Origin of the sequence: Sinomonas notoginsengisoli (assembly GCF_021554725.1) — a bacterium.
GTDB classification, from domain to species: Bacteria; Actinomycetota; Actinomycetes; order Actinomycetales; family Micrococcaceae; genus Sinomonas; species Sinomonas notoginsengisoli.
In genome coordinates this window covers 501076-526320 of the sequence record NZ_JAIZDP010000001.1, presented here as the reverse complement: position 1 = coordinate 526320, position 25245 = coordinate 501076, and the positions used below count along the sequence as shown (strand labels likewise).

Sequence of the window (25245 nt, the reverse complement as noted above, 5' to 3'; positions counted from 1 at the left end):
TTGTAGAAAGTCTACAACGCGGCCCGGTCGGGACAGCGAGCTCAGGAGCGTTGCGGCTGCCGTTCGGGCGGCGGTTTCGGCGGTGCGGCAAGGCGGCCGACCACGAGGGCGGTCTGGAGGACGAAGGCCTCGCGCGGAAGGAGCGGATCCCATCCGGTGACGTCGCATACCCGGCGCAGCCGGTACCGGACGGTGTTCGCGTGGACGAAGAGCTGGCGGGCTGTGGCCTCGAGCGAATGCCCCAGCTCGAGGTACGCGCCCAAGGTCTCGACGAGTCCGTTCGACGCGGCCACAAGCGGGCGGTAGATCTTCTGCACGAGCGCCCGGCGGGCCGCGTCGTCGCCTGCGACGACACGCTCCGGCAGCAGGTCGTCAGCAGAGACGGGCCTCGGAGCATTCGGCCATGCGCGCGCGGCCGAGAGGCCAGCGAAGGCGGCCTGGGCCGACGTGCTGGCCTCGGGCAGCGTCGCCGCCTCGGGCCCGTAGACCACCGGACCGGGAGCGAACAGCTCCGCGAGCCGGGACATCGCGAGCTGAGCGTCCTCGAGTCCGCCGAGGATCAGGATGAGCCGATCACCTTGAATGCCTACGAGTGCGTCCTGCGCGTATCGTCCTGCTGTGCGGCGGAGCTCTCCCACATAGGTGGGGCTGGGCTCGAGCGGCGACGACCCCACCATGACCGTGAACCGCTCCTGGGCCTTCCATCCGAGGGCGGCGATGCGTGAGCGCAGCGCATCGGTGTTCTCTCCGCGAAGGATTGCGTCCACGATCAGGGCCTCTAGCCGGGTGTCCCATGAGCCGCGGGTCTCGGCGGCACGCGCATAGACATCGGCCGCAGCGAACGCGACCTCACGGGAGTAGCGCAGCACGGCCTCGCGGAGCGCGGGCTGGTCATCCTCGGGAGCCAGATGTGGGACTTGGTCCTCGACCGTCTCGACCACGATGCGGATGAGCTGGAGGGCCTTCTGAAGGCTGATCGAGCGGGTGAGCTCCGTCGGCGCCGCTCCGAAGACGTCCGAGAGGATCCACGTGGGCAGGGTGGGCCGCTCATACCAGGTGACGAACGCCGCAATGCCGTTCTGGGCCACGAGCCCCAAGGCTGAGCGCTCGTCCGCACTGAGGCGCGAGTACCAGGGCAGCGCACGCTCGAGCTCGCGCATCGTGGTCGTCGAGAGCTGCCCGACATTGGCCCGGAGCTTCTTGACTGTTTCCGCTTTGGCGGGGGAAATGGTCAGCTTGCTGTTCGCTGAGCTGCCGGGGGAGTGCTGCGGCTGGGCCATGGACAAGAGCATAGCGAGCGCTCGGCCCGGGCTTTTGTGTGAAGGCTACAAGCAGCCGTGTGCAAGGCCACATCTCCAGACGCACGACGGCGGCCCTCCCAGATGGGGCGGGCCGCCGTCGGCGGTGGCCGCGAACGCCAGCAGGCTCGCGGGCCGGACTACTTGGGTTAGCTCTCGCCGCCCGCGTTTCCGGTCGTCCCCGCGTTGACGTCGAGCAGGCGGTACCGCTCGAACGCCTGGCGCGGTGCCTCGGCGTCGACCTCGCCGCGGCGGGCGAGCATCTGCAGCGCCCGCACCACGACCGAGTGGGCGTCGATGTGGAAGTACCGGCGCGCAGCGGCGCGGGTATCCGCGAAGCCGAAGTCGTCGGCGCCGAGGGTTGCGAACTCGTTGGGCAGGAACTGGCGGATCTGGTCCGGCACTGCCTTCATGTAGTCCGTGACCGCGACGATCGGTCCGGTTGCGCCAGCCATCTGCTGGGTCACGAACGGAACACGCGGCTCCTGTCCGGGATTGAGGAAGGCCTCCTCTTCGGCTGCGAGACCATCGCGGCGCAGCTCATTCCATGAAGTGACGCTCCACACATCTGCGGAGACGCCCCACTCGTCGGCGAGGATCTTTTGCGCTTCGAGCGCCCACGGCACGGAAACTCCAGAGGCCAGGAGTTGGGTGCGAGGACCATCGATCTTGGCCGGGGCGAGGAGGTAGATGCCCTTGACCACGCCCTCCACGTCAAGCTCCTCCGGCTCGGCGGGCTGGACGATCGGCTCGTTGTACACCGTCAGGTAGTACATGACGTTCGGGTTCGGGTGCTGCCCGCCGTACATCCGCTCGAGGCCGGCCTTGACGATGTGCCCGATCTCGTAGCCGTACGCCGGGTCATACGCCACGACGGCCGGGTTCGTCGACGCCAGAATGGGGGAGTGGCCGTCGGCGTGCTGTGTGCCTTCGCCCGTGAGGGTGGTGCGGCCAGCAGTGGCGCCGATGATGAAGCCGCGGGCCATCTGGTCCCCTGCGGCCCAGATTCCGTCGCCGGTGCGCTGGAAGCCGAACATCGAGTAGAAGACGTACACGGGCACGAGCGTCTCGCCGTGGGTGGCGTAGGAGGTCCCGGCGGCTGTGAAGGCGGCCACCGAACCGGCCTCATTGATGCCGGCGTGGAGGATCTGGCCCTGGGGCGACTCCTTGTAGGCCAGGACGAGGTCCCGGTCCACGGACAGGTAGTTCTGGCCCTTCGGGTTGTAGATCTTCGCGGTCGGGAAGAACGCATCCATGCCGAAGGTGCGCGCCTCGTCGGGAACGATCGGCACGATCCGCTTGCCGAACTCCTTGTCCCGCATGAGGTCCTTGAGCAAGCGGACGAACGCCATGGTGGTCGCGGCCTGCTGCTTGCCGGAGCCGCGCTTGGCGACCTCGTAGGCCTTCTCGGCTGGCAGCACGATGCCCTCGTGGGGGTCACGGCGCTCCGGCAGGAAGCCGCCGAGCTCCTTGCGGCGCTGCATCATGTACTGGATCTCAGGGGCGTCCTGCCCCGGGTGGTAGTACGGCGGTTCGTAGGGGTTGGCCTCGAGCTGCTCGTCCGTGATCGGAATCCGCAGATGGTCGCGGAAGTCCTTGAGGTCCTGCAGGGTCATCTTCTTCATCTGGTGGGTCGCGTTGCGGCCCTCGAAGTGCGGACCCAGGCCGTACCCCTTGACGGTCATGGCAAGGATCACGCTCGGCTTGCCCGTGAACTCGGTGGCGGCCCGGTAGGCCGCGTAGACCTTCCAGTAGTCGTGGCCGCCGCGCTTGAGGTTCCAGACCTGCTCGTCCGTGTAGTCGGCGACGAGCTCCTTCGTCTCGGGCGTCTTGCCGAAGAAGTGGTCGCGGACAAACCCGCCGGACTCGGCCTTGTAGGTCTGGTAGTCCCCGTCGAGCGTCTCGTTCATGATCTTCACGAGCTGGTTGTTGTCGTCGCGCTCCAGCAGGGAATCCCACTCGCGGCCCCAGATAACCTTGATGACGTTCCAGCCCGCGCCCCGGAAGAACGCCTCGAGCTCCTGGATGATCTTGCCGTTGCCCCGCACAGGGCCGTCCAGGCGCTGGAGGTTGCAGTTGATCACGAAGGTGAGGTTGTCGAGGTTCTCGTTCGCCGCGAGCTGGAGCAGGCCGCGCGATTCGGGCTCGTCCATCTCGCCGTCGCCCAGGAACGCCCAGACGTGCTGCTCGGAGGTGTCCTTGATGCCGCGGTTGTGCAGGTACCGGTTGGTCTGGGCCTGGTAGATCGCGTTCATGGGCCCGATGCCCATCGACACCGTCGGGAACTCCCAGAACTCCGGCATGAGGCGGGGGTGCGGATAGGACGAGAGGGCGTGCCCCTCGCGCGACTTCTCCTGGCGGAACCCGTCGAGGTCCTCCTCTGACAGGCGTCCCTCCATGAACGCCCGGGCGTACATGCCGGGGGAGGCGTGGCCCTGGAAGAACACCTGGTCCCCGCCGCCGGGGTGGTCCTTACCTCGGAAGAAGTGGTTGAACCCCACCTCGTATAGCGTCGCGGCGCCGGCATAGGTGGAGATGTGGCCGCCCACGCCAATGCCCGGCCGCTGGGCGCGGTGCACCATGATGGCGGCATTCCAGCGCATGTACGCGCGGTACCGGCGCTCGAACTCCTCGTTGCCCGGGTATTCGGGCTCCTGGTCCGCCGGGATGGTGTTCACGAAATCCGTGGTCGTGACCATCGGCACGCCCACGCTCCGAGAGCCCGCCCGCTGGAGGAGGCTGCGCATGATGTACTGCGCGCGCGCCGTCCCCTGATCTTCGATGAGTGAGTCGAGGGACTCGATCCACTCGCCGGTCTCCTCGGGGTCACGGTCCGGCAGCTGATCCGTCAGGCCGCTGAGGATGTGCGAGGTTTCTTCTCCTACAGACACGTCCAAACCTCTTTTCGAGCCCGTGGGCCGGAGCTGGTGGCAGCCGCCAACGGGCAGTCTCGTCGCGTTGCCCTGTGCGTGCAGGGCCGTTCGTACTCTGAGCGTCCGGGAGCCCAAGGTCTTTCGGGTCCAAGCCGTTCAGTTGCCACTCTAGCCGCGCGCGGGAAGGGATAGTTAGCGGGACAGGGTACGGCCGTTCATGTTCACGATGTTTGAGCGCGGTACGGAATGCGGTGCAGGCGCGCTGGGTGCGGCCGAGCGGGTGGTTTCCGCGGTGGCGCGGGGCCGTCGATGCAGCGCGCGCTTGAAGCAGCGGGCCAAACGTAGTTGGCTTATAGCTACGGCAGGCGTCACGGTCAAGGCGCGCTTCCCTCGTGGAGGCATCCCGATGGCCCCGCTCGAGAAGTGCCATGCGCACAGCAGACAAAGGAGGACACGACGTGGGCGAGACCGACACCGCCGCGGATAGCAATGTGGCGGCGCGATTGGGTTTCAAGGACGGCGACCTGATCCAGGAGTTCGGCTACGACGAGGACGTGGACTTCGAACTGCGCGACGCGATCGAGGAGGCTGTGGGGTCCGATCTCCTCGATGAGGAAGACCATGACGTGGTCGACTCGGTCATCGTGTGGTGGCGCGAGGGTGACGGCGACCTGGTCGACATGCTCATGGACGCGCAGACGACGCTCAATGAGGCTGGCGTCGTGTGGCTCCTTACCCCCAAGCAGGGCCGCGAGGGGCATGTTCGCCCTGTCGAGGTGCAGGAGGCCGCTCCTACAGCGGGCCTCCACTCGACGTCGTCAGTAGGCGTGTCCAAGGATTGGAGCGCAACCCGGCTTGTGCGGAAGAAGCAATGACTACAGTTTCGGATGCCGGTTCGCCGCGTCTCGGCGAGGCCGCCCCGGACTTCGAGCTGCCCAACCAGTTCGGTGAGCCCGTCAGGCTGTCGGCACTCCGTAGGCACCCTCTGGTGGTGCACTTCTTCCCATTCGCGTTCTCCGGGATCTGCACGGAGGAACTGTCCCAGATCCGTCACGGCTGGGAACCGTTCGCGAGGGCCGATGCGCGGGTTCTCGCCGTGTCCGTGGACAGCAAGTTTGTCCAGCGCGCGTATGCGGCCGCGGAGGGATTTGAGTTCTCGCTCCTGGCAGACTTCTGGCCGCACGGGGACGTGGCACGCCGCTACGGCGTATTCGATGAGGACAGCGGCATGGCACTGCGCGGGACATTCATCCTCGACGGCCGCGGCGTGGTCCGGTACCGGGTGATCAACCCGCGTGGCCAGGCCCGGGAAATCGGGGCGTACTGGGAGGCGCTGGCAGAGATTGTCGGCGTTCCGAGCGCCTAGGCCTGGGTCGATAGCCCTGACGACGATGGGTGGTCGCCGTCGTTTCGACCTCACCTCGGTGTGGGGTAGTCTTGGAGCCCGTCAGGGCGCCGTGTTCGTCCTGGAGGCCAGGGTCTTTAGCTCAGCTGGTAGAGCGCCACGCTTACACCGTGGATGTCATCGGTTCGATCCCGGTAGGACCCACTGCTGCACCGCCCGTGGTCCGGAGTTCTGCTCCGGAGTCGCGGGCGTTTTCCGTTGCAGGGGGTGCGCGGGCGCGTACGGGCATGGAATGAGCCTCCCGCCGCGGCCATTGGGGGGTTCGCCGCGGCGGGAGGCTCTGCAGATGAATATAGGGTGAGCCCCGCAAGGATTCAAATCGAACACGCAGCCCTCGCGTTCCGATCGTGGTTACCTGGCGCCTTCCTGTAGAAGGTTTGCTGGCAATCGCTTGCCACAAAATTGAGGCATACCGAAATACGATGTCAAAGAGCCGCCCGGTCAACTACCCTTGACCTCGGATTCCCAGTGAAGAGACGGAGAGTACATGCCTGCACAGATCGGCGTCACCGGCCTTGCGGTGATGGGCGCCAACCTTGCCCGAAACCTCGCGCGCAACGGCTACACCGTGGCGCTGCATAACCGCTCCATGGAGAAGACGGACGCCCTGCTCGCCAAGCACGGAGATGACGGCGACTTCGTGCGCACCGAGACCCTGCAGGAACTCGTGGACGCGCTGGAGAAGCCGCGCCGGGTGCTGATCATGGTCAAGGCCGGCGCGCCGGTGGACGCGGTCGTGGACCAGCTCGTTCCCCTCCTGGAGGAGGGCGACATTGTGATTGACGGCGGCAACTCGCACTTCCAGGACACTCGTCGGCGCGAGGCCGCCCTGGCCGAGAAGGGCCTGCACTTCGTGGGGGTAGGGGTGTCCGGCGGCGAGGAGGGCGCACTGAACGGCCCGTCCATCATGCCGGGCGGCTCCGAGGAGTCCTACAAGGCCCTCGGGCCGCTGCTGGAGAAGATTTCGGCGAAGGCAGACGACGGCGCTCCGTGCTGTGCGTGGATCGGCACCGACGGTGCGGGTCATTTCGTGAAGATGGTGCACAACGGCATCGAGTATGCCGACATGCAGGTGATCGGCGAGGCCTACGACCTCCTTCGCAGCGCGGCCGGCATCGAGCCTGCCGAGCAGGCGAAGATCTTTGGGGAGTGGAACCGGGGCGAGCTGTCCTCGTTCCTGATCGAGATCACGGCAGAGGTCCTCGCGCATGTCGACGTGAAGACGGGCAAGCCGTTCGTCGATGTCGTTGTGGATGCCGCCGGCCAGAAGGGCACGGGCCGCTGGACGGTCCAGTCCGCGCTCGACCTCGGCTCCCCGGTATCAGGGATCGCGGAGTCCGTGTTCGCGCGCGGGATCTCCTCCCAGACCGCCCAGCGCGCTATCGCCCAGAACACGCTGGAGGGCCACAAGGCCGAGGTCGAGGTCCCCGAGGGATTCGTCGAGGACGTCCGTCAGGCGCTCTACGCCTCCAAGCTCATCTCCTACGCGCAGGGCCTGGACATGCTCGGAAGCGCGGCCAAGGAGTACGGCTGGGACCTCAAGCTCGATCAGATTGCCTCGCTCTGGCGCGCAGGCTGCATCATCCGCGCCGACCTCCTGAAGGTGATCATGGAGGCCTACAAGGGCTCTGAGGCCCCGGCGAACCTCCTGTTCGCTCCGGCCTTCGTCGCGTCCGTGGGCAAGGCTGTCCCGGCGTGGCGCCGCGTGGTCGCCACGGCCGTGCAGCTGGGAATTCCGGTGCCGGTGTTCTCCTCCTCGCTGGCCTACTACGACGCCCTGCGCGCAGGGCGCCTGCCGGCGGCGCTGATCCAGGGCCAGCGGGATCTGTTCGGCGCTCACACGTACCACCGCGTCGACGCCGAGGGCACCTTCCACACCCTGTGGGGCGAGGACCGCTCGGAGATCTCCGCGGTCGACACGCACTGACCGCGACCCGGACAGGACAACGCACGACGGCGCCGCTCACCGCCTGCGGCGAGCGGCGCCGTCGTGCTCCAAGGGCCCGTCGACGGCGCCTCAGATGTAGTAGTACTCCGCGGGATCGACGGCCGGTTTGGTCTCCCTGGCGGCGTCCCGGTGCCTCCATGTGGCCGGGACGCCCGTCACGATCGAGTTGGGCGGCGCATCCTTCACCACCACCGCGTTGGCGCCGATAGCGCTGCCGGCGCCGATGGTGATCGGGCCGAGCACCTTGGCTCCCGCGCCGATCGTCACGCCATCGCCGATGGTCGGGTGCCGCTTGACCTTGGCCAGGGAGCGGCCGCCGAGTGTCACTCCGTGGTAGAGGAACACGTCGTCGCCGATCTCGGCGGTTTCGCCGATCACCACGCCCATCCCGTGGTCGATGAAGAACCTGCGGCCGATCGTCGCGCCGGGGTGGATCTCGATGCCCGTAAGGAAGCGGCCTGCCTGGGAGATGAGCCGTGCGGGGAAACGCAGTTCCTCCCGCTGCCACATGGCGTGGGTAAGGCGGTGAATCCAGATGGCGTGCAGCCCCGAGTACGCAAGGAAGTTCTCCACGTTTCCGCGGGCCGCCGGGTCGTGGGCGGTTGCGGCCTCGAGGTCCTCGCGCAGACGGGCCACAGTGCGTTTGATCAGAGACACAGGCTTCCTTCTGCTGTGGCCAGAGGTGGGCTCGGGCTAGCCGCGGATGTCGTCGTACAGGACCGTGGAGATGTAGCGCTCTCCGAAGTCGGGCACCACCGCGACGATGAGCTTGCCCTTGTTGTCGGGTCGCTTGGCGAGCTCGAGCGCGGCCCATACAGCCGCACCCGCCGAGATGCCGCCGAGGATCCCCTCCTTGGTGGCGAGGGCGCGGGACGTCGCCACAGAATCCTCGAGGCTTGCGTCAAGCACCTCATCGTACACATTCGTGTCCAGGACCTCCGGCACGAAGTTGGCGCCGAGACCCTGGATCTTGTGCGGACCCGGGGCGCCGCCGTTCAGGATGGGCGAGTCCTTGGGCTCCACCGCAATGACCTGGACGTCCGGCTTGCGCTCCTTGAGCAGCTGCCCCGCGCCGGTGATCGTCCCGCCTGTTCCGATGCCGGCGACGAGGACGTCTACCCCGCCGTCCGTGTCGTTCCAGACCTCCTCGCCCGTCGTGGTGCGGTGGATCTCAGGATTCGCGCGGTTGGCGAACTGCTGCGCCCAGATCGAGTTCTCGGTGTTGGCCACGATCTCCTGCGCCTTCTCAACGGCCCCGCGCATGCCGTCCGAGCCCGGGGTCAGGACGATCTCGGCACCGAACGCCCGGAGCAGGACGCGGCGCTCGGTGGACATCGTCTCAGGCATCGTCAGGATGACCTTGTAGCCCCGCGCCGCGCCCACGAGCGCGAGTGCGATGCCCGTATTGCCCGACGTCCCCTCGACGATCGTCCCGCCCGGCTTGAGCGCACCCGCCTGCTCGGCAGCGTCGACGATCGCTACGCCGATGCGGTCCTTCACGCTGTTGGCCGGGTTGTAGAACTCGAGCTTCACGGCGACCTCGGCCTCGAGGCCCTCGGTGAGCCGGTTGAGGCGGACCAACGGGGTGTTGCCGACCAGCTGCGTGACGTCGTCGTAGATGCGTGCCATAAGTCCTTAGCTTTCTGGAATTGGGCGTGACGGTGTAATCGGCGCGCCAGCTGCGGCTTCAGCCTAGTCAGCGGGCCGAAGGGCGGCTAGGCGGTGAGCCACTCTGAGTAATATTTGCGGGCCTTGGCCAGCTTGGGATTGATGATCACGTGGCAGTAGCCGGCGTCCGGGTTCTTCCCGTAGTAGTCCTGATGGAACTCCTCGGCGGGGTAGAACGTCGCGGCCCGCGTCACCTCGGTGACGATGGGCGCGCCCCAGAGCGCCTGATTGCGCACGATCGCGTCTTCGAACAGGGCTTTCTCATCGTCCGTCAGGTAGAACATCGAGGACCGGTACTGTGTCCCGACGTCGTAGCCCTGCCGGTTCAGCGTGGTGGGATCATGCATCGCGAAGAACATGTCCAAGACGGTCTCCTCGGGAATGACGTCCTCGTCGAACGTCACGGCCACGACCTCGGCGTGGCCCGTCATCCCGCTGCACACGCTGTAGTAGTCGGGATCGGGGAAGTGCCCGCCAATGTAGCCGGACACCACGGAAGTGACGCCCTTGGTCTTCTGGTACACCGCGTCCAGGCACCAGAAGCAGCCGCCGCCCAGAATGAAAGTCTTCATGCTGCCTACAATGTCCGCAGCCCGCGGAAGATTCCCGAGAGAGGACCGCCCCTGGTGTCAGAGCAGACCGGCCCCGCCCCAGCAGAGAACGAGAAGTCCCCAGACCAGCGCGCCGAGGCGGCGGGCGAGAGCATTCCGGAGGCGGAGGGAACGCACGACGGCGCGGCCTCCGGCGGCGTCACACTCGCCGATGTGCTGCTGGCTGTCGAGGAGCTGTGGCCCGAGTCGCTAGCCGAGGAGTGGGACGCCGTCGGGCTCGTGACGGGACGGCCCTCCCAGCCCGTGAGGAGGATCCTCTTCTGCGTCGATCCCGTCCTCGAGGTCATTGATGAGGCGGCGGCATGGGAGGCCGACCTCATTGTGGCGCACCACCCCCTACTGCTGCGCGGTGTCACGAGCGTTGCCGCGAACACTCCCAAGGGCCGTGCCGTGCACCGCCTGATCGAGTCCGGAATCGCCCTCGTGAGCGTCCACACCAATGGCGACTCGGCCGTCGGGGGAGTCTCCGACGTCCTGGCCGACGCGATCGGGCTCGATGCAGTGGGTCCGCTCACCAAGGCCGCGAACGGGCTTCCCGAGGAGGGGATCGGGCGCGTGGGAGACCTGCCCGAGATCACGAGCCTCGGGGACCTCGCCGGGCGCCTCTTCGGAATCCTGCCGGCCGTGGCGGGCGGCGTCCGGGTGTCCGGCGACCGCGACGGACTCGTGCGCCGCGTCGCCCTGTGCGGGGGAGCGGGGGACAGCCTCTTCGACGCCGTCCGCGCCGCGGAGGCGGACGTGTACGTCACCGCGGACCTCCGCCACCATCCGGCGTCCGAGGCCCGCGCGTCCTCCTCGGATGGGCGCCCCTATCTCATCGACGTGAGCCACTTTGCGAGCGAGTGGCTGTGGCTGCCCGCCGCTGCGGCGGCCCTGGACAACGTCCTGAAGGACCAGGGGCACAGCCTCGACATCCGGGTCTCGACCATCAACACCGACCCGTGGGACTTCATCCTCACCCCCGGCGAGGGGTAGAGTCCGCAGACCGTCCCGACACCGCTGCGCCAGCGTGGCGCCCACTGCAGGAGGAACCGATGCCCAAGGCCCCGGCCGCCGAACAGCTCAAGCTGCTCGGCCTCCAGGCTCTCGATGCCAAACTGCGCGCGCTCGATGTGGCGCGCCGGGCACTGGACAAGGACCCGAGGATCGCACCGGCCATGGCGGAGCTCGAGGCCACGAGCCTCGCCGCGCGGGCAGCCGATGACGCCGTGGCCCTCGCGGACGGCGAGCTGGTCGCCTCGGAGGCCAAGGTCGCGGAGGTGTCTGCGAGGATCGGCAAGGACGAGGAACGACTCTATGCGGGTGGTCTCTCGAAGGATCTCGAGGCGCTCCAGAAGGACATCGGGGCCCTCACCGCGCGCAAGAGCGACCTCGAGGACGCCGAACTCGAGATTCTGGAGCGGCTCGATGGTCTCCGCGAAGCCCAAGCCTCGGCAGCGCGCGCACTCGCCGCGGCACAGTCCGGGAGCGATGCTCTCCGTGCTGAGCTGGACGCTCAGATCGCTGAGGTGGCGCAGGAACGGGCGACGGTGGCCGCGGAGCGCGAAGAGTATGCGGCCACCATCGATGCGGGCCTTCTCAGCCTCTATGAGAAGACCCTTTCCAAGCGCGGAGTGGGCGCGGCGCGGCTCTTCCACGGCACTTCCGAGGGTTCGGGCATGGCACTGAGCCCGGGAGACCTGGCTGCGATCCGGGCCGCGGCGGAGGACGAGGTGGTGTTCTGCCCCGATTCGGGCTGCATTCTCGTCCGCTCGCCAGAGTGGAGCTGAAGCCCGGGCTCCCAGGACCCGTCAGCCTCAGGTGCGGTCAGTCCCGCAGGATGAGCGCGAGCGAGTGGGCCCGTTTGGCGGTCCCCTCGCGCAGCTCGGCCTCCCATTTCCCGCGCGCGACGCCGAGCAGCGCCTCGGGCGTGGACGGCGCCTTGCCGCGGTGTGCGAGCAGGTGACGGACGAATTCGCCCCGGTGGTGCTTCGCGAAGTGGCTCACGACGCTGCGCCTGCCTCCTCGATCGCGGAAGACGTCCACCCTCACGGTCCTGGCCGCAGGCGGCACGTAGGCAGCCGCGTACGTGCTCGAACGGCAGTCGACGACGATCCCGTCGCCTGCGCGGTCGGCGAGGGCCTCGGCCAGCAGCGGCCTCCAGTACGAGGCGAGCCGGCCCAGACCCGGCAGGGCTGTCGACATCGACAGCCGGTACGAGGGCACGGCATCCCCGAAGCCGACCGCGCCCCACAAGGCGGAGACCACGACGATCCAGTCCTCGGCCCGGCGCTTCTGCGCAGGCGTGAGCGTCGAGTATCCCAAGGCCTCGTAGAGCACGCCCGAATACACGCGGTGGGCGGGCGCCGCCGGTTCGGCGTGGAGCCGCCGGTTCCGCTCGACGTCGTGCGCCAGCGAGGCCCCGACGCCGAGCGCCTCGAGGGCATCCTCGCGTCCGCTCACCTCGGAGAGGGCGCGCATGACTTCCTTGCGTGCCACCGCGAGCTCCGGGAAGCTCAGCGAGGCCAGGTTGACGGCGGAGCCAGCCGGTGCAGGAGTCTTGCCCTCCGAGGGCGGCAGCAGGATGAGCACCACGGAATCCTACCCGGAGGGGCCCAGCGTGGCGGGGACGTACACTTGGAGGTCGAGGACAGGTCGGCCGGGCGGCCGCGGGGCGCCTTGATGCATCCACTGCATCCAGGGCGTCGCGAGGAAAGTCCGGGCTCCGCAGGGCAGGGTGGTGGGTAACGCCCACTCGGGGTAACCCGCAGGCCAGTGCCACAGAGAACAGACCGCCGCTGGTGAGGCGCCTTCGGCGCAGCATCAAAGCGGTAAGGGTGAAACGGCGGTGTAAGAGACCACCAGCTCCCCGGGTGACCGGGGAGGCTCGGTAAACCCCACCCGGAGCAAGGCCAGACAGGGCGCGTTCGAGGGCTGCCCGCCCGAGCGCCCGGGTAGGCCGCTCGAGGCCGCCGGCAACGGCGGTCCTAGATGGATGGTCGCCTCCCGCGTCGGGGCAACCCGACGCGGAGACAGAACCCGGCTCACAGGCCGGCCTGTCCTCGCCCTCCGCCGAACTGATAGCGTGTGAGTGACTTCACAGAAACGTGGCTCCGGCTTTCTGCCGCCCCCACGTACAATTGAAGGGAACGTAGAAGTTCTCCTTGGGCCGGGCTCTGCGATCGCAGGACCGGCTCTCTTCATGCCCCTTGACCAACCCTGGGCATCAACGGCGGGCATGCGCACGATGGCGTGCGCGCGAGACGCAGAGAAAGGCACCTGTGTGAGCACAACGACGGAATCCGCACTCGGTACGTGGATCGGACGCGAGGCCGCCGCGGAGGAGATGATCCCGATCATCGGGCGCCTCTACCGCCAGAACAACGTGGTCACCTCGGTCCACGGCCGCAGCCTCATCAACCAGTCCGTGGTCGGCCTGCTCAAGGCACACCGCTGGGCGCGCCAGATTGACAGCGAGGAGCTGGCGCTCGAGGAGACCCTCCCGATCCTGAGGGCTCTCGACACCCTCGAGCTCGGAGCGGCATCGGTGGACATCGCCCGCCTGAACGAGGCGTTCCGCGCCGAGGGGCAGACCCTGGGCCTCGAGGACTTCCTCCGCACGGAGCTCGCGGACATCGTGGGCAAGCATGGCGCCGATCCCCGCAGGAGCACCGATGTGGTCCTGTACGGCTTCGGCCGCATCGGCCGTCTCGTGGCCCGCATCCTCATCGAGCACGCGGGCGGCGGTGACGGCCTTCGCCTCCGTGCCATCGTGGTCCGCAAGGGCTCCGACAAGGATCTGGTCAAGCGCGCGAGCCTGCTCCGCCGCGACTCGGTGCACGGCGCCTTCGAGGGCACCATCACGGTCGATGAGGAGAACAACACCATCCTCGCCAACGGCACCCTGATCCAGGTCATCTACTCGGACAACCCGGCCTCGGTGGACTACACGCAGTACGGCATCAACGATGCGATCGTCGTCGACAACACCGGCAGGTGGCGCGACGAGGAAGGCCTGTCCCAGCACCTGCAGAGCAAGGGCGTTGCGCGGGTGCTCCTCACGGCGCCGGGCAAGGGCAATCTGCCCAACATCGTCCACGGCATCAACCACCGCTCGATCAACGCCGACGACAAGATCGTCACGGCTGCCTCCTGCACGACCAACGCGATCACCCCGGTCCTCAAGGCCATCAATGACAAGTACGGCGTGGTCCACGGGCACGTCGAGACGGTGCACTCGTTCACCAACGACCAGAACCTGATCGACAACTTCCACAAGGGCAACCGCCGCGGCCGCGCCGCCGGGCTCAACATGGTCCTCACCGAGACGGGCGCCGCGAAGGCCGTTGCCAAGGCGCTTCCCGAGCTCGCGGGCAAGCTCACCGGCAACGCGATCCGCGTCCCCACCCCGGATGTCTCGATGGCGGTGCTCAACCTCAGCCTGGAGAAGGAGACGACAAAGGACGAGGTCAACGCCTACCTGCGCGAGATGTCGCTGCATTCCGAGCTGCGCAAGCAGATCGACTACATCGACTCTCCGGAGGTTGTCTCCACCGACTTCGTCGGCTCGCGTCGCGCGGGAATTGTCGATGGCCTGGCCACGATCTCCTCGGGCAAGAACCTCGTGCTGTACGTCTGGTACGACAACGAGTTCGGCTACTCCACACAGGTGGTCCGGGTGCTCGAGGATCTCGCGGGCGACCACGCGCCGTCATACCCCGTCCAGACCGCCGCAGATGAGCCCAGTCTGGCAGCCGCCCGGTAGTAGCGGCTACGGCGTGACTGGGCGGCAAGACGGTCACAACTTGCGCGGCACGCTGGATTCTTGGGCGCCCACAGGAGCAAGATGCACCTATGGAAGCAACTGAGCATGAGAGCACCCTCGAGCACGCGCTCGATCTCGCCAAGGCCAACGCCAAGCAGGCGAAACTCTTGGTGGACCACGCCAAGGCAGCCCTCGCGAGGGGAGACGTGACTCCCGAGCGGGTCGCCCAGCTGGAGGAACTCAAGCGGGCCGCCGACGAGGACCTCCTGCGCGTGACCCACGAGCAGTAGCCCAGACGCCGAAGGGCGCCGCACCAGAGGTGCGGCGCCCTTCGCTGGGTGCGGGACTCGTCCGCCTCAGAGGCCGGACTCCTCGTGCACGCCCTGCTCATGGTCTGGGTGTTCGTGGCTCGCATGCTCGTGCACGTCGTCGTGGTCGCCGTGCCCGAAGGGATCCGGGTCGACCCCCGGCATCCAGCTGAGTCCCGGAACGCCCCATCCATGTTTGCGCGCGGCCCGCCGGGCCTTCTTCGCGTACCGGTCGATCAGGCGGTCGACATAGAGCTTCCCGTCCAGATGGTCGTACTCGTGCTGCATGACACGCCCGAACCATCCGGTCGCCACGAACTCGAGCGGGCCGCCCTCGCCGTCGAACCCCTCGACCTTGACCCATTCGGCCCGCTGGAGCGGATAGCCCTCCCCGGGGAACGAGAGGCAGCCCTCCTCATCCTCCTCGGGGTCGGGCGCGGAACCCGACACTTTGGACAGGGTCAGGCGCGGGTTCACGACGGCACCGCGAGGCGGCACGCCGTCGTCGTTGCGGAATTTGTACACGAACACACGGAGTCCGACTCCGATCTGAGGTGCCGCGAGACCCACGCCGTGCGCGGCGTCGTTGGTCTCGTGCATGTCTGCGATGAGGGTGCGCAACCCGTCGTCGAACCGGGTCACCTCAGCCGCCCGACGGTGCAGGACGGGCTCGCCCCAGATGGTGATGGGATGGACGGTCACGACGCGACTCCTGCTCTGCTCCGAGTACCTGCCAGAACGGCACAAGGCCACCGGGGGATTCCCTGGCGGCCTCGTTCTGGCCGGCGGACCGGCCTCTAGGGTGAGTAACGGGGCTCGAACCCGCGACCTTCTGGACCACAACCAGACGCTCTGCCAACTGAGCTATACCCACCGCGTGCGCTCACGGGAAGGCTGGACCGAAACGGCCTCACCGTTCTTCCTCCGTGAAAGCAACGAGAAGTAGTCTACCTGCTCGCCAAGCGTGCTCGTGACCAAAACAGCTGCCAGAACCTAACTTTTTTCCTCGTCGGTTGGCGCAGCGGCAACGGTCCCAGACACGGCGGACGCGATGCGTTCGGCTACCTCGCGGGCCGCCGCGGACTCGGGACCGGGGGCCGGGACGAAGACCGTCTCGCGGTAGTAGCGCAGCTCGTCGATCGAATCGCGGATATCCCCTAGGGCCCTGTGGTTCCCGGTCTTCGCCGGGGCCTGAAAGTAGGCGCGCGGGTACCAGCGCCGGGCCAGCTCCTTGATCGTCGAGACATCGACCACTCGGTAGTGGAGGTGCTCGATGACGTCGGGCATGTCCCGGGCCAGGAACAGCCGGTCTGTGCCGACCGAGTTCCCCCCGAGCTGGGCTTTGTTGGGCTCCCTCACCCACGTGCGGATGTACTGCATGACCTCGGTTTGGGCGGCCTCGAGGGTCACCCCCTGGGGGAGCTCATCGATGAGCTTGGACTCGGTGTGCATCGCGCGCACAAAGTCACTCATGCCGGCCAGCGCCTCGTCACTGGGCCTGATGACGACGTCCACGCCGTCGCCGAGGATATTGAGCTCTGAATCCGTCACGAGGACCGCGACCTCGATCAGGGCGTCCGAAACCGGGTCGAGGCCGGTCATTTCGCAGTCGATCCAGACGATGTGTTCGTTGCTGATGGGCACTCGCCAAGACTACCGCTCACGTGCCGGCACCCGGGCGCCGGGCCCCCGTCCATGGTGGCGCCGGTGCTAAAATGAGGCTCTCCCGCACTGATGGGGCTCTCCCGCACGGAACGAAGGGTGACGTATGTCCTCACTGCGCCTTGGCCTGCCCGGGAGGCTTCTCGAGCGGCTGAGCTCACTGTGGACATCCTTACCGCCGGTCGGGATCAACCAGCCTCCGCACTGGGCACTCGTACAGGGATTCGTGGGGTCCCTCCTGATCGTCTTCGGTTCGTTCGGAGTCGGCTGGCTCGCCGACGCCTCGGGGTTCACGCGCAATCCGTTCTTCATCATGCTGCGGACTGAAACGTGGGGTGTGACTACCTGCATCATCTCCCTCGTGGCCGGCGCGATGCTCCTGACCCGCTCCTGGCTCCGCCTGGGGCAGCGGCTGCGCCACTGGGGGCCGGGAACTGTGCGGCCGGCGGTCGCGGCAGTGCTCCTGTGGGGCCTTCCCCTCATGGCCACGTTTCCCATCTATTCGCGGGACGTCTACGCCTACGTCGGGCAGGGACGCCTGATGGCTGCTGGCCTCAATCCGTATACGAACGGCATCTCGAGCCTGAACAACTGGCTCGAGCTCGGCTCCGACCCGTCATGGGCCTCCACCCGGACCCCCTATGGGCCATACTTCCTGTGGCTCGAGCGCTGGGTCGTGCAGATCGCGGGCGGGCAGCCAGACACCTCGGTGCTGCTGTTCCGCGTCCTTGCCCTCGCGGGCGTCGCCCTCTGCGCCTACTACGGCTACCGCCTCGCCGAGCTTCACGGAGTCGACGGCGCACGCACCGTCTGGCTCACGGCGGCCAATCCGCTCTTCCTCATCTCGTGCATCGCAAGTGCACACAATGAGGCGCTGATGATCGGTTTCGCAGTCGCGGGCGTGTACTACGCCGCCCGTGGAAGCTGGCTCGCGGGGATCGTCCTCACGACGCTCTCGATCGGGATCAAGCCGATCACCGCCGTGGTCCTGCCCTTCATCGGGCTCCTCTGGGCCGGGCCGGGGTCTCCATGGCTGAGGAAGATCCTGTGCTGGACGGGGACGGCGCTGGTCAGCCTCGGGCTGTTCGCGGCCAGCGCGGTGGTCTACGGGCTCGGATTCGGCTGGGTCAATGCGATCGTCGACCCGACTCCGGGGTTCATCGCGTACACACCCTCTGGGTTCACGAGCAATATCGTCGCGGCTGGCCTGAGCTCAGTGGGCCTCGACGGCGGGTATATCGCCGAGGTGTTCAGGGGCGTGCTGAAATGGATTGGAATTGGCCTTGCCGTGCTCCTGATCCTGCGTGGCGACGACCGCGCGGTGGTGCGCAGGCTCGGGCTCGCCTTCATGGCCATCGTCGTGCTGGGCCCGATCATCCAGCCCTGGTACGTCCTGTGGTTCTTCCCGTTCCTCGCGGCGACGGGTATCAGGGACAACTGGGAGGTCAAGCTCTGGTACCTCACCGTGGTGTTCTTCGTGGTCTTCGGCGCACAGGACCAGCTGCACGTCTTCGGATTCGTCACCATCCCGCTCCCGCCGGATGCGCTCGCGGGCCTCGTTGCGTTCGCATTCGTGGCGTACCTTGTGCTGCTCGACCCCAAGACGCGTCGCATCGTGTTCGAGCGTTCTCGACAGCGGCGTCACGGCGTGGAGGCAGCGGGCCACTAGCCCGCTGGCCGCGCGGTGTTCAGCCTTCCGCGGCTGCCGGCACGCCCTTGCGGCCCAGCCGCGTGAGCCGGATCGCGGACCAGACGAACAACACTACGACCAGCACATTCCGCACCGTCAGGACGAGAGCCATGAGGGGGTTGTTGTGGCTCAGGGCGTCGTAGAACAGCGGGTAGATGAAGTAGGTCGCGACAGCGATGCCCAGCAGGAGCCGAGCCGGCACACGCCAGGCCGCGCGGTCTTGGGCGAGCCCGAGCGCGACGACGGGGCCCAGCCAGAGCATGAACTGTGGCGAGCCCACCTTGTTGAAGACGATGAAGGCGGACACCATCGCGAGCGCGCCCGCGAGGAGGAGCTCCGAGCGGTCTTCGTGGCCCCGCTTCTTGCCCTCGTGGAGGGCCCAGAAGATGGTGCCCGCGATCGCAAGGGCCACGAGGACGAAGAGCGGCTGCATGAGCGCCGAAGCAACCGCGGAGCCGGGGCCGTCCACCTGCATCGAGTTGATCTCGTTGTTCATGTACATCCGCGCATCGCCAATGCCGAGCACGGACATCCAGAGCCATGGCGTGGTGAAAGTCGCCTCGAGCTGCATACCCCGCGAACCCTGGGTTGTGAGGAAGTCGAGCAGATGGGGGAAGACGCCGAGCGCGGCAGCGACCCCGGCGACGGCCGCCGTCACCAGCGCGGATCCCGCGATCACCTTCCAGCGGTCACGCACTACGGCGAAGAGTGGCAGCAGCGCCGCCGCGGGCCAGACCTTCATCCAGGTCGCAATCGCCAGGATTGCCGAGGCTGCCAGCGGGCTTGCCACCCCGAGGCTCAGGCCCATGAGGACGATCGGCGCGGTGACACCGTCGACCCTTGCAAAGCCGAGGAGGCCCATGATGGCGATGAAGACGAGCCACCACCAGGCCGCAAGCACACCTTCGCGCTTCTTGCCCCAGCGGCTGAGGACGCCGAGTGCTACGCCGTTCAGCACGGAGGTGAGCAGCACCCAGAGGATCAGGAAGGGGCCCGGGCCGGCGAGGCCGGAGATCCAGATCGGCGCCAGACCTGCGATCGGGTACACCCAGGGGGAAGGCTGCGCGTCCTGGGGGAATCCGGCGGCGGCCCAGTCCCGGTAGATGGTCGTGTCGCTGAAGGCCTGCCCTTGGAAGACGAAGATCGAGAGGTAGGCGAGGTAGCCGAGGTGCACCGCGAGGTAACCGGTGAGGAGGCCGCGGGGCGTCATGAGCCAAGCGCCGATGCGGTGAGGCTGATCGGTCTGGCTGTTGTCCGCGGAGCGGGCGCGCTGGATGGAAATGGTTCTTCTCCTCGGCTGGGTCGGCGGGCCGCAGCGGGCTCGCGACCGCCCGCCATTCTACCAGCGCGTGCCACCGCACCCCGGTCGCGACTGGTCCTCCTGATAGCATCGAAACGTTCGTCAAGCCGACGGGGGGATGCCCAGTCGAGGCAGGCACCGTCTGGCGATCTTCGCAAGAGTAGGGACTTGATGCCTCAGCCGACGGCAGGCGGCAGCCTGAGTGTTCCGCGGCCCGTGCGGACTATCGCCGAGCTTCCGGGCGCTGGGAGCGTGGCCGTCTGGCAGGGAGCCGCCGCGGCGCTTTCCATGGCGATCGGGGGACTGGGCGTCGGCTGGCTCGCCAGCGGATCGTCACTTATCCGGGTGCCGTTCTTCATCGTCCTCAGGGACAACCCGGTCCTTGTTGTCCTGAGCACTGTGCTCGTCGCGTGCGGTGGCCTGCTCCTTGTCAGGGCCTGGCTGAGGCTCGGCCAACGGGTCGGTGACTGGTCCTTCGTGCGTCCGGCGGTGACTGTGCGCGTCGCGGCCCTCTGGTCCGCCCCGTTCATGGTCACGTTTCCCCTCCTGAGCCGCGATGTCTACGCCTACATCGGCCAAGGGCGCCTGATGGCGGCAGGCATCGATCCATACGTCAATGGCATCTCAGCCCTGAACAACTACCACAACCTCGGGCCGGACTCGATGTGGACTGAGGCGCCCACGCCATACGGGCCGCTGTTCCTCTGGATCGAGCAGGCAGTCGTGGGGCTCAGCGGCGGAAGCCTCGAGGCCTCCATCGCCATGTTCCGTATCGTCGCGGCGGCTGGGGTCGCTGTATGCGCCTTCGCCGTCATCGGACTGTCCAGGCACTTCGGCGTGGACGCGTCCAAGACCCTGTGGCTCACGGTCGCCAATCCCCTCTTCGTCATCAGCTTCATCGCGAGCATCCACAATGACGCGCTCATGCTCGGCCTGCTGCTTGTAGGACTCCTCACGGCAGTCCGGGGAAAGCCGGTGCTCGCCGTTGTCCTCGTGACCGCGTCCATCGGCATCAAGCCGATCACCCTGCTCGCGCTGCCCTTCATCGGGCTCATCTGGGCTGGCAAGAATGCTGGATGGGGACGGCGCGTCGCATGCTGGGTCGGCACCGCGGCGATCTCTCTCGCGCTCCTCACGGTTGCGGGTGCACTCTCCGGGTTCTGGTTCGGCTGGGTCCCCGCCATGGCCACCCCGGGCAGCCTCTGGATCTGGTATGCCCCGTTCGGCCTGCTCTCCGTGATCGCGGCGGGAATCACCCAGCTCGCGGGCGGCAATCCTGACCTCGTCGCCAGCATCGTCAAGCGGGTCGGAACCGTCGTGGGTGCCTCCTTTGCAGTGTGGTTCATAGTGAGGGGTCGAAGCACGCGTCCGTTCACCGAGGACATATTCCTGCGGATGGCGCTCGCCTTCTCAGTGGTGGTGATGACCGCGTCGATGATCCAGCCGTGGTACATCACCTGGCTCATGGCGCTGTTCGCGCTTGTGGGCATCAAGCAGGGGTGGCCACTGCTGACCTACTACGTCGTGACGATCTTCTTCACGGTCATTGCCATCACCGATCAGCTTGACGTGTTCGAATGGATCCCACTGCTGGCCATCCGCCTGATCGCGATCGCCCTCAGTGCCGCGTTCGTCGCGTACATAGTGCTGTGGGATTGGAAGACACGGGTCCTGTTCGCACCCCTCATGCCCTCTCGAGGCAAGGCATGACCCTGGCCCGCGCGTGGTTCGCGGACGTGGCACCCCACCACGGATCGCTCCCGCCGCGGGCCCACCTCGACACGGATGCGAGCAGTGTGACGCTCGACGGCGCGTGGTCCTTCCGGTTCCTCCCCGGCGTCCCAGCTGGCGGCGGAAACGGCTTCGAATCACCGGGCTTCGACGATTCAGTCTGGGACCGCGTGGAGGTCCCACACTGCTGGCAGCTCGAGGGCCTGCCCGGTACGCCCCTGTACTCGCCACCGGCGTACACCAACATCGCCTACCCGTTCCCGGTTGACCCGCCCGAGGTGCCGGACGAGAACCCCACTGGCGAGTACCGGACCCGCGTGGACCTTCCTCCGGCCCCCGGGGAAGGCCGTTGGCTGCTGCGTTTCGAGGGCGTCGATTCGGCATTCGAGGTCTACATCAACGGCCACCGCGTGGGGGATGCGATGGGTTCCAGGCTCACCCACGAGTTCGACGTGACGGACTACGCGGTGCCCCACGGCAATGTGATCGCGGTGCGGGTCCACCAGTGGTCCGCGGGTTCCTACCTCGAGGACCAGGACATGTGGTGGCTCTCGGGGATCTTCCGCTCAGTGACCCTCGCCCACCGTCCCGATGGCGGAATCGACGACCTGTTCGTGCACGCCAGCTTCGATGCGGCGACCGGCACCGGACGGCTTGTCGTCGATGGGCCATCGCGCGCCGTCGTGCGCATCCCCGAGCTCGGGATCGACGCGACCACGAACACACCACTGAGTGCGGCGGGAGTCGTGCCGTGGAGCGCAGAGGTGCCCCGGCTGTACCGGGGAACTGTGTCCACGGAGTCGGAGACAGTGCGCATCGCGGTCGGCTTCCGCACGATCGCGATCGAGGATGCGACGCTCATGGCCAACGGAGTTCCACTGCGGCTGCGTGGCGTGAACCGTCACGAGTGGCATCCGCGCACCGGCAGGAGCCTCGACGAGGCCGTGATGCGCGCCGACGTCGAGCTCATGAAGCGCCACAACATCAATGCCGTCCGCACGAGCCACTACCCGCCGGACCACCGCTTCCTCGAGCTGTGCGACGAGTACGGGCTGTGGGTCCTTGACGAGTGCGATCTGGAGACCCACGGCTTCGAGAAGGTGGGGTGGCGTGGAAATCCGAGCGACGAGCCGGCCTGGCGCGGGGCCCTCCTGGACCGCATGAACCGCACAGTGGAGCGGGACAAGAACCACCCCTGCATCGTCGGGTGGTCCCTCGGCAACGAGTCCGGCGTGGGCGCGAACCTCGAGGCCATGGCCGAGTGGACGCGCGCACGCGACCCGGAGCGGTTCATCCACTATGAAGGGGCGAGGAGCAGCAGCTACGCCGAGGTCTACTCGCGCATGTACGCGGATCACGCTGAGACGGAGCTCATCGGCCGGGGCGAGGAGCCACCCGCCGAGGTGCGGGCACAGGACCGCCGACGCCGTGCCCTGCCCTTCGTCCTGTGCGAATACGCGCATGCGATGGGGGCTGGACCGGGCGGCCTCGCTGAATACGTGGAGCTGTTCGAGGCCTACCCTCGGATCGCCGGGGGCTTCGTGTGGGAGTGGATCGACCACGGCATCCTCCAGCACGCGCAGTCAGGGCCCCATCCCGGCACGCCGTTCTTCGCCTACGGGGGCGACTTCGGCGAGGAGCTGCACGACGGGAACTTTGTGGCTGACGGCCTGGTCTTCCCGGACAGGACGCCGTCGCCCGGGCTCGCCGAACTCGCCAAGGCGTATGAGCCGGTGCGGATCGAGCCTTCCGCCGAGGGCGTGGGGATCGCCTCCCGCTACGGGCATCGGACCACGGGCCATCTGCGATTCCGGTGGCGGATCGAGGACGACGGCGCGCTGGTGGCCGAGGGCGACCTGGCCACGCCCGAGCTGGCACCTGGGGAAGCCGTCCATGTTGAGCTCCCCAGGGACGTGATCGCGCAGATAGCCCAGGGCCCACGGGCCGCGGGCACCGAGCGCTGGCTCACGGTGAGTGCGCTTCTTGCGGCCGATGCGCCGTGGGCGCCGGGCGGTCACGAAGTCGCTTGGGGACAGGTGTGCGTCGAGGACGGTGGCGGACACCGTCGTGGTCCGTCCCGGCCCGCCGGGGATGTGCCCGCGGTAGCGCGCCCCGGTGGGGGATGGGATCTGGGACCGGCGCACTTCGACGCCGCGGGCTCCCTGCGTGGGATCGGGGGCCTGCCCCTGCTCGGGCCCCGGCTCGATCTGTGGCGCGCTCCCACGGACAACGACGAACGCGCGGAGGATGCTCCTCCTGCCGAGGCCTGGAGGGCACTCGGCCTGGACCGGCTTCGCCACCGCACCGTCTCTGTCGTTGCAGAGGAGAACGCCCTGAGCGTTGTCGCCCATGCCATGCCGGCGGCGGTGGACGTGGGATATGAGGTTGAGTACCGGTGGCACGCGCACGACGGCGAGCTGAGGCTGGACGTCGTTGGCTCGCCATTGGGCACGTGGACCGTCCCTGTGCCGCGGCTCGGTGTCCGCATGGCCGTTCCGTCCTCGCTCAGGACAGTCGAGTGGATCGGGGCCGGCCCGGGCGAGGCGTATCCGGACGCTGGGTTGGGGGCGCGCGAGGGAAGCTTCGCCTCGACTGTTGAGGGGCTGCAGACTCCCTACCTGCGGCCGCAGGAGAACGGCGCACGGCGTTCCGTGCGGCGGGCTGAGCTCGCGGGGGCTGGCGCGCGGTTCACCGTGAGCGGGGAGCGGTTCATCCTCACCGTCCGTCCGTGGACGAGCGAGGCCTTGGACGCGGCGGCGCACCCGACGGACCTAGTGCCGGATCCGCAGTGGCTGTGGGTCAATCTCGACTACGAGCACCATGGGTTGGGCACAGGCGCCTGCGGGCCTGTCGAGCTTCCCCGGTACCGGCTCGATGCCCGGCGCTTCCGGCTCTCGCTGGCCCTGCGGGCCGAGGCTGGGTGAGGGCCGGTCACGATGCCGAGCGGCATGCTCCGGGGGCGGACCCGGGCGCAGGCATGCACGGATGTGGAACTCCTCGCGCAAAGCGCCCCAGGAGGGAATCGAACCCCCGACCAAGAGATTAGAAGGCTCCTGCTCTATCCTCTGAGCTACTGGGGCAGGACCCTGAAAGTCTATCCCGCGCTTGGGGCCAAAGTCGCACCGCCGCACCTTCGGCGGGGACGGCTCCTTGCTGATTGCCGACTTGTCCTCCACATCAGCTGGTTTTGGCACGTCGTCCACATACGGACGGGCCGGCCTTCTGCGCGTGCGAGCGCTCCGGGAGGCTGGTCCCAGGTCGTCCAGGAGCGGCGACCATCAGCCGGAGGACAGCAGCCATGAGGGACACGATCACACTGCGCGGGTGGGTAGGAACTGAGCCGACCAAGGGAGTCACGAAGAACAACAGGAGCTACTCGCGGTTCCGGATGTCGGTGACGGACGGATACTTCGATCGGGACCGGCAGACCTGGGTGAACGGCCTGACGAGCTGGTACACCGTCTCCTGCTATGGCGAGATGGCCGAAAACGTGGCCGCGAGCATCCGCAAGGGCCAACGGACGATTGTCATGGGCCGCCTCCAAATCCGCACCTACCAGAAGGCCGACGGGACTTTCGGCACTGACGCGGAGATTGTCGCCTCGTCGGTGGGCCAGGACCTTGCCATGGGGATGGGGATCTGGAACCGACGCAAGGATGAGCAGACCGTGACCCCGCTCCCCGCTCGTCCAGCCAACGTAGAGGGTATCGGCGAGGTGGATCCCGCAACGGGCGAGGTGCGGGACGACACGGGTCCCGTGGATCCCCTCGGAGCTGAGCTGTCCGAGTTCGACGAGGCCTGCGACTACTTCCGGCCCGCAGATCCGACGGAAGGGCCTGACAGCGAGGCCGCCGGGGACGGCCGGAGCCGGGATGGGCTCACTGGAGAAGACCGGCTCCTCTCCGCGTGAGCGTCGCCAGGCGTGGGGAGGCCACGTGCCCGCTTGGCGGGTGTGGTCCTCCCCGCGGCCAGCGGGGCAAATGTGAGATCGTCCCGGCTACCCACTA

Annotated in this window: 20 protein-coding genes, 3 tRNA genes and 1 other RNA gene; 13 read left to right on the top strand and 11 right to left on the bottom strand. The window is 67.6% G+C overall.

The annotated features are described in order from the left end of the window. Positions 1-41: 41 nt before the first annotated feature. A complete protein-coding gene (locus LF262_RS02375; RefSeq protein WP_235778667.1) occupies positions 42-1280 on the bottom strand; it encodes a PucR family transcriptional regulator in 1239 nt (412 codons plus the stop codon). Positions 1281-1447: 167 nt separating this feature from the next. Further along, a complete protein-coding gene (aceE, locus tag LF262_RS02370) occupies positions 1448-4189 on the bottom strand; it encodes a pyruvate dehydrogenase (acetyl-transferring), homodimeric type (protein WP_235778666.1) in 2742 nt (913 codons plus the stop codon). A 440-nt stretch (positions 4190-4629) separates the two neighbouring features. Between aceE and LF262_RS02365 the strand changes: the two genes are divergently transcribed. The 4 genes from LF262_RS02365 (at position 4630) to gnd (ending at position 7503) form a co-directional block, all read left to right on the top strand. After that, positions 4630-5046 carry a DUF3052 domain-containing protein gene (locus tag LF262_RS02365; protein WP_372462709.1) on the top strand — a complete coding sequence of 139 codons (417 nt, stop codon included), beginning with the start codon at positions 4630-4632 and terminating at the stop codon, positions 5044-5046. Next, entirely contained in the window at positions 5043-5537 is a 495-nt protein-coding gene (locus LF262_RS02360; protein ID WP_235778664.1) for a peroxiredoxin, read from the top strand. Before LF262_RS02365 ends, LF262_RS02360 begins: the two co-directional genes overlap by 4 nt. A 110-nt stretch (positions 5538-5647) precedes the next feature. Next, a tRNA-Val gene (locus LF262_RS02355) sits at positions 5648-5720 on the top strand. A 343-nt stretch (positions 5721-6063) separates the two neighbouring features. Continuing rightward, on the top strand, positions 6064-7503 hold the full coding sequence (gnd, locus tag LF262_RS02350; protein WP_235778663.1) for an NADP-dependent phosphogluconate dehydrogenase: 1440 nt from the start codon (positions 6064-6066) through the stop codon (positions 7501-7503). Positions 7504-7593: 90 nt separating this feature from the next. Here gnd and epsC read toward each other — a convergent pair whose 3' ends face one another. The 3 genes from epsC to msrA form a co-directional block, all read right to left on the bottom strand. Further along, positions 7594-8172: a serine O-acetyltransferase EpsC gene (epsC, locus tag LF262_RS02345; RefSeq protein ID WP_235779269.1), complete on the bottom strand. Its 579-nt coding sequence runs from the start codon at positions 8170-8172 to the stop codon at positions 7594-7596. A 45-nt stretch (positions 8173-8217) separates the two neighbouring features. After that, positions 8218-9153: a cysteine synthase A gene (gene cysK / locus LF262_RS02340; protein WP_235778662.1), complete on the bottom strand. Its 936-nt coding sequence runs from the start codon at positions 9151-9153 to the stop codon at positions 8218-8220. 86 nt (positions 9154-9239) lie between these two features. Continuing rightward, a complete protein-coding gene (msrA, locus tag LF262_RS02335; protein WP_235778661.1) occupies positions 9240-9764 on the bottom strand; it encodes a peptide-methionine (S)-S-oxide reductase MsrA in 525 nt (174 codons plus the stop codon). 51 nt (positions 9765-9815) lie between these two features. Here msrA and LF262_RS02330 point away from each other — a divergent pair, with 51 nt between their 5' ends. Beyond that, a complete protein-coding gene (locus LF262_RS02330; RefSeq protein WP_372462733.1) occupies positions 9816-10778 on the top strand; it encodes a Nif3-like dinuclear metal center hexameric protein in 963 nt (320 codons plus the stop codon). Positions 10779-10837: 59 nt separating this feature from the next. Then, positions 10838-11572: a zinc ribbon domain-containing protein gene (locus LF262_RS02325; RefSeq protein ID WP_235778660.1), complete on the top strand. Its 735-nt coding sequence runs from the start codon at positions 10838-10840 to the stop codon at positions 11570-11572. 37 nt (positions 11573-11609) lie between these two features. On the opposite strand, the gene LF262_RS02320 is transcribed toward LF262_RS02325, so the two are convergent. Beyond that, on the bottom strand, positions 11610-12374 hold the full coding sequence (locus LF262_RS02320) for a YaaA family protein (protein WP_235778659.1): 765 nt from the start codon (positions 12372-12374) through the stop codon (positions 11610-11612). Between the two features lie 59 nt (positions 12375-12433). Here LF262_RS02320 and rnpB point away from each other — a divergent pair. The 3 genes from rnpB to LF262_RS02305 all read left to right on the top strand — a co-directional run bounded on the left by rnpB (position 12434) and on the right by LF262_RS02305 (position 14837). Beyond that, positions 12434-12845: RNase P RNA component class A (gene rnpB / locus LF262_RS02315), an RNA gene on the top strand. Positions 12846-13065: 220 nt separating this feature from the next. Beyond that, positions 13066-14547 carry a glyceraldehyde-3-phosphate dehydrogenase gene (locus LF262_RS02310; RefSeq protein ID WP_235778658.1) on the top strand — a complete coding sequence of 494 codons (1482 nt, stop codon included), beginning with the start codon at positions 13066-13068 and terminating at the stop codon, positions 14545-14547. Positions 14548-14636: 89 nt separating this feature from the next. Further along, on the top strand, positions 14637-14837 hold the full coding sequence (locus LF262_RS02305) for a hypothetical protein (RefSeq protein WP_235778657.1): 201 nt from the start codon (positions 14637-14639) through the stop codon (positions 14835-14837). A gap of 66 nt (positions 14838-14903) precedes the next feature. Here the strand turns inward: LF262_RS02305 and def are convergent, their stop codons facing one another. The 3 genes from def to orn form a co-directional block, all read right to left on the bottom strand. Then, complete coding sequence (gene def / locus LF262_RS02300; RefSeq protein ID WP_235778656.1) at positions 14904-15557, bottom strand: peptide deformylase; 654 nt, start codon at positions 15555-15557, stop codon at positions 14904-14906. A gap of 99 nt (positions 15558-15656) precedes the next feature. Beyond that, a tRNA-His gene (locus LF262_RS02295) sits at positions 15657-15729 on the bottom strand. Positions 15730-15848: 119 nt separating this feature from the next. Further along, on the bottom strand, positions 15849-16499 hold the full coding sequence (orn, locus tag LF262_RS02290) for an oligoribonuclease (protein ID WP_308190479.1): 651 nt from the start codon (positions 16497-16499) through the stop codon (positions 15849-15851). Between the two features lie 124 nt (positions 16500-16623). On the opposite strand from orn, the gene mptB (LF262_RS02285) reads away from it, so the two are divergent. Beyond that, on the top strand, positions 16624-18186 hold the full coding sequence (gene mptB / locus LF262_RS02285) for a polyprenol phosphomannose-dependent alpha 1,6 mannosyltransferase MptB (protein ID WP_235778655.1): 1563 nt from the start codon (positions 16624-16626) through the stop codon (positions 18184-18186). Between the two features lie 19 nt (positions 18187-18205). On the opposite strand, the gene LF262_RS02280 is transcribed toward mptB (LF262_RS02285), so the two are convergent. Beyond that, the gene (locus LF262_RS02280; RefSeq protein WP_235778654.1) at positions 18206-19417 is read right to left on the bottom strand and encodes a glycosyltransferase 87 family protein; all 1212 of its coding nucleotides are present in this window, start codon (positions 19415-19417) and stop codon (positions 18206-18208) included. Positions 19418-19678: 261 nt separating this feature from the next. Between LF262_RS02280 and mptB (LF262_RS02275) the strand changes: the two genes are divergently transcribed. Both mptB (LF262_RS02275) and LF262_RS02270 read left to right on the top strand, forming a co-directional pair. Beyond that, a complete protein-coding gene (gene mptB, locus LF262_RS02275; protein ID WP_235778653.1) occupies positions 19679-21217 on the top strand; it encodes a polyprenol phosphomannose-dependent alpha 1,6 mannosyltransferase MptB in 1539 nt (512 codons plus the stop codon). Then, a complete protein-coding gene (locus LF262_RS02270; RefSeq protein ID WP_235778652.1) occupies positions 21214-24162 on the top strand; it encodes a glycoside hydrolase family 2 TIM barrel-domain containing protein in 2949 nt (982 codons plus the stop codon). The genes mptB (LF262_RS02275) and LF262_RS02270 overlap by 4 nt, the downstream gene beginning before the upstream one ends. An 83-nt stretch (positions 24163-24245) precedes the next feature. Here the strand turns inward: LF262_RS02270 and LF262_RS02265 are convergent. Next, positions 24246-24318, bottom strand: a tRNA-Arg gene (locus LF262_RS02265). 218 nt (positions 24319-24536) lie between these two features. Between LF262_RS02265 and LF262_RS02260 the strand changes: the two genes are divergently transcribed. Next, the gene (locus tag LF262_RS02260) at positions 24537-25148 is read left to right on the top strand and encodes a single-stranded DNA-binding protein (protein ID WP_235778651.1); all 612 of its coding nucleotides are present in this window, start codon (positions 24537-24539) and stop codon (positions 25146-25148) included. The last annotated feature ends 97 nt before the right edge of the window (positions 25149-25245 follow it).

What these genes read in the sequence shown, in the direction of transcription:
- LF262_RS02375 (WP_235778667.1), bottom strand. Translation starts at nt 1,280, where the DNA reads ATGGCCCAGCCGCAGCACTCCCCCGGCAGCTCAGCGAACAGCAAGCTG.
- LF262_RS02360 (WP_235778664.1), top strand. Translation starts at nt 5,043, where the DNA reads ATGACTACAGTTTCGGATGCCGGTTCGCCGCGTCTCGGCGAGGCCGCC.
- gnd (WP_235778663.1), top strand. Translation starts at nt 6,064, where the DNA reads ATGCCTGCACAGATCGGCGTCACCGGCCTTGCGGTGATGGGCGCCAAC.
- cysK (WP_235778662.1), bottom strand. Translation starts at nt 9,153, where the DNA reads ATGGCACGCATCTACGACGACGTCACGCAGCTGGTCGGCAACACCCCG.
- msrA (WP_235778661.1), bottom strand. Translation starts at nt 9,764, where the DNA reads ATGAAGACTTTCATTCTGGGCGGCGGCTGCTTCTGGTGCCTGGACGCG.
- LF262_RS02325 (WP_235778660.1), top strand. Translation starts at nt 10,838, where the DNA reads ATGCCCAAGGCCCCGGCCGCCGAACAGCTCAAGCTGCTCGGCCTCCAG.
- LF262_RS02305 (WP_235778657.1), top strand. Translation starts at nt 14,637, where the DNA reads ATGGAAGCAACTGAGCATGAGAGCACCCTCGAGCACGCGCTCGATCTC.
- mptB (WP_235778655.1), top strand. Translation starts at nt 16,624, where the DNA reads ATGTCCTCACTGCGCCTTGGCCTGCCCGGGAGGCTTCTCGAGCGGCTG.
- LF262_RS02280 (WP_235778654.1), bottom strand. Translation starts at nt 19,417, where the DNA reads ATGACGCCCCGCGGCCTCCTCACCGGTTACCTCGCGGTGCACCTCGGC.
- mptB (WP_235778653.1), top strand. Translation starts at nt 19,679, where the DNA reads ATGCCTCAGCCGACGGCAGGCGGCAGCCTGAGTGTTCCGCGGCCCGTG.
- LF262_RS02270 (WP_235778652.1), top strand. Translation starts at nt 21,214, where the DNA reads ATGACCCTGGCCCGCGCGTGGTTCGCGGACGTGGCACCCCACCACGGA.
- LF262_RS02260 (WP_235778651.1), top strand. Translation starts at nt 24,537, where the DNA reads ATGAGGGACACGATCACACTGCGCGGGTGGGTAGGAACTGAGCCGACC.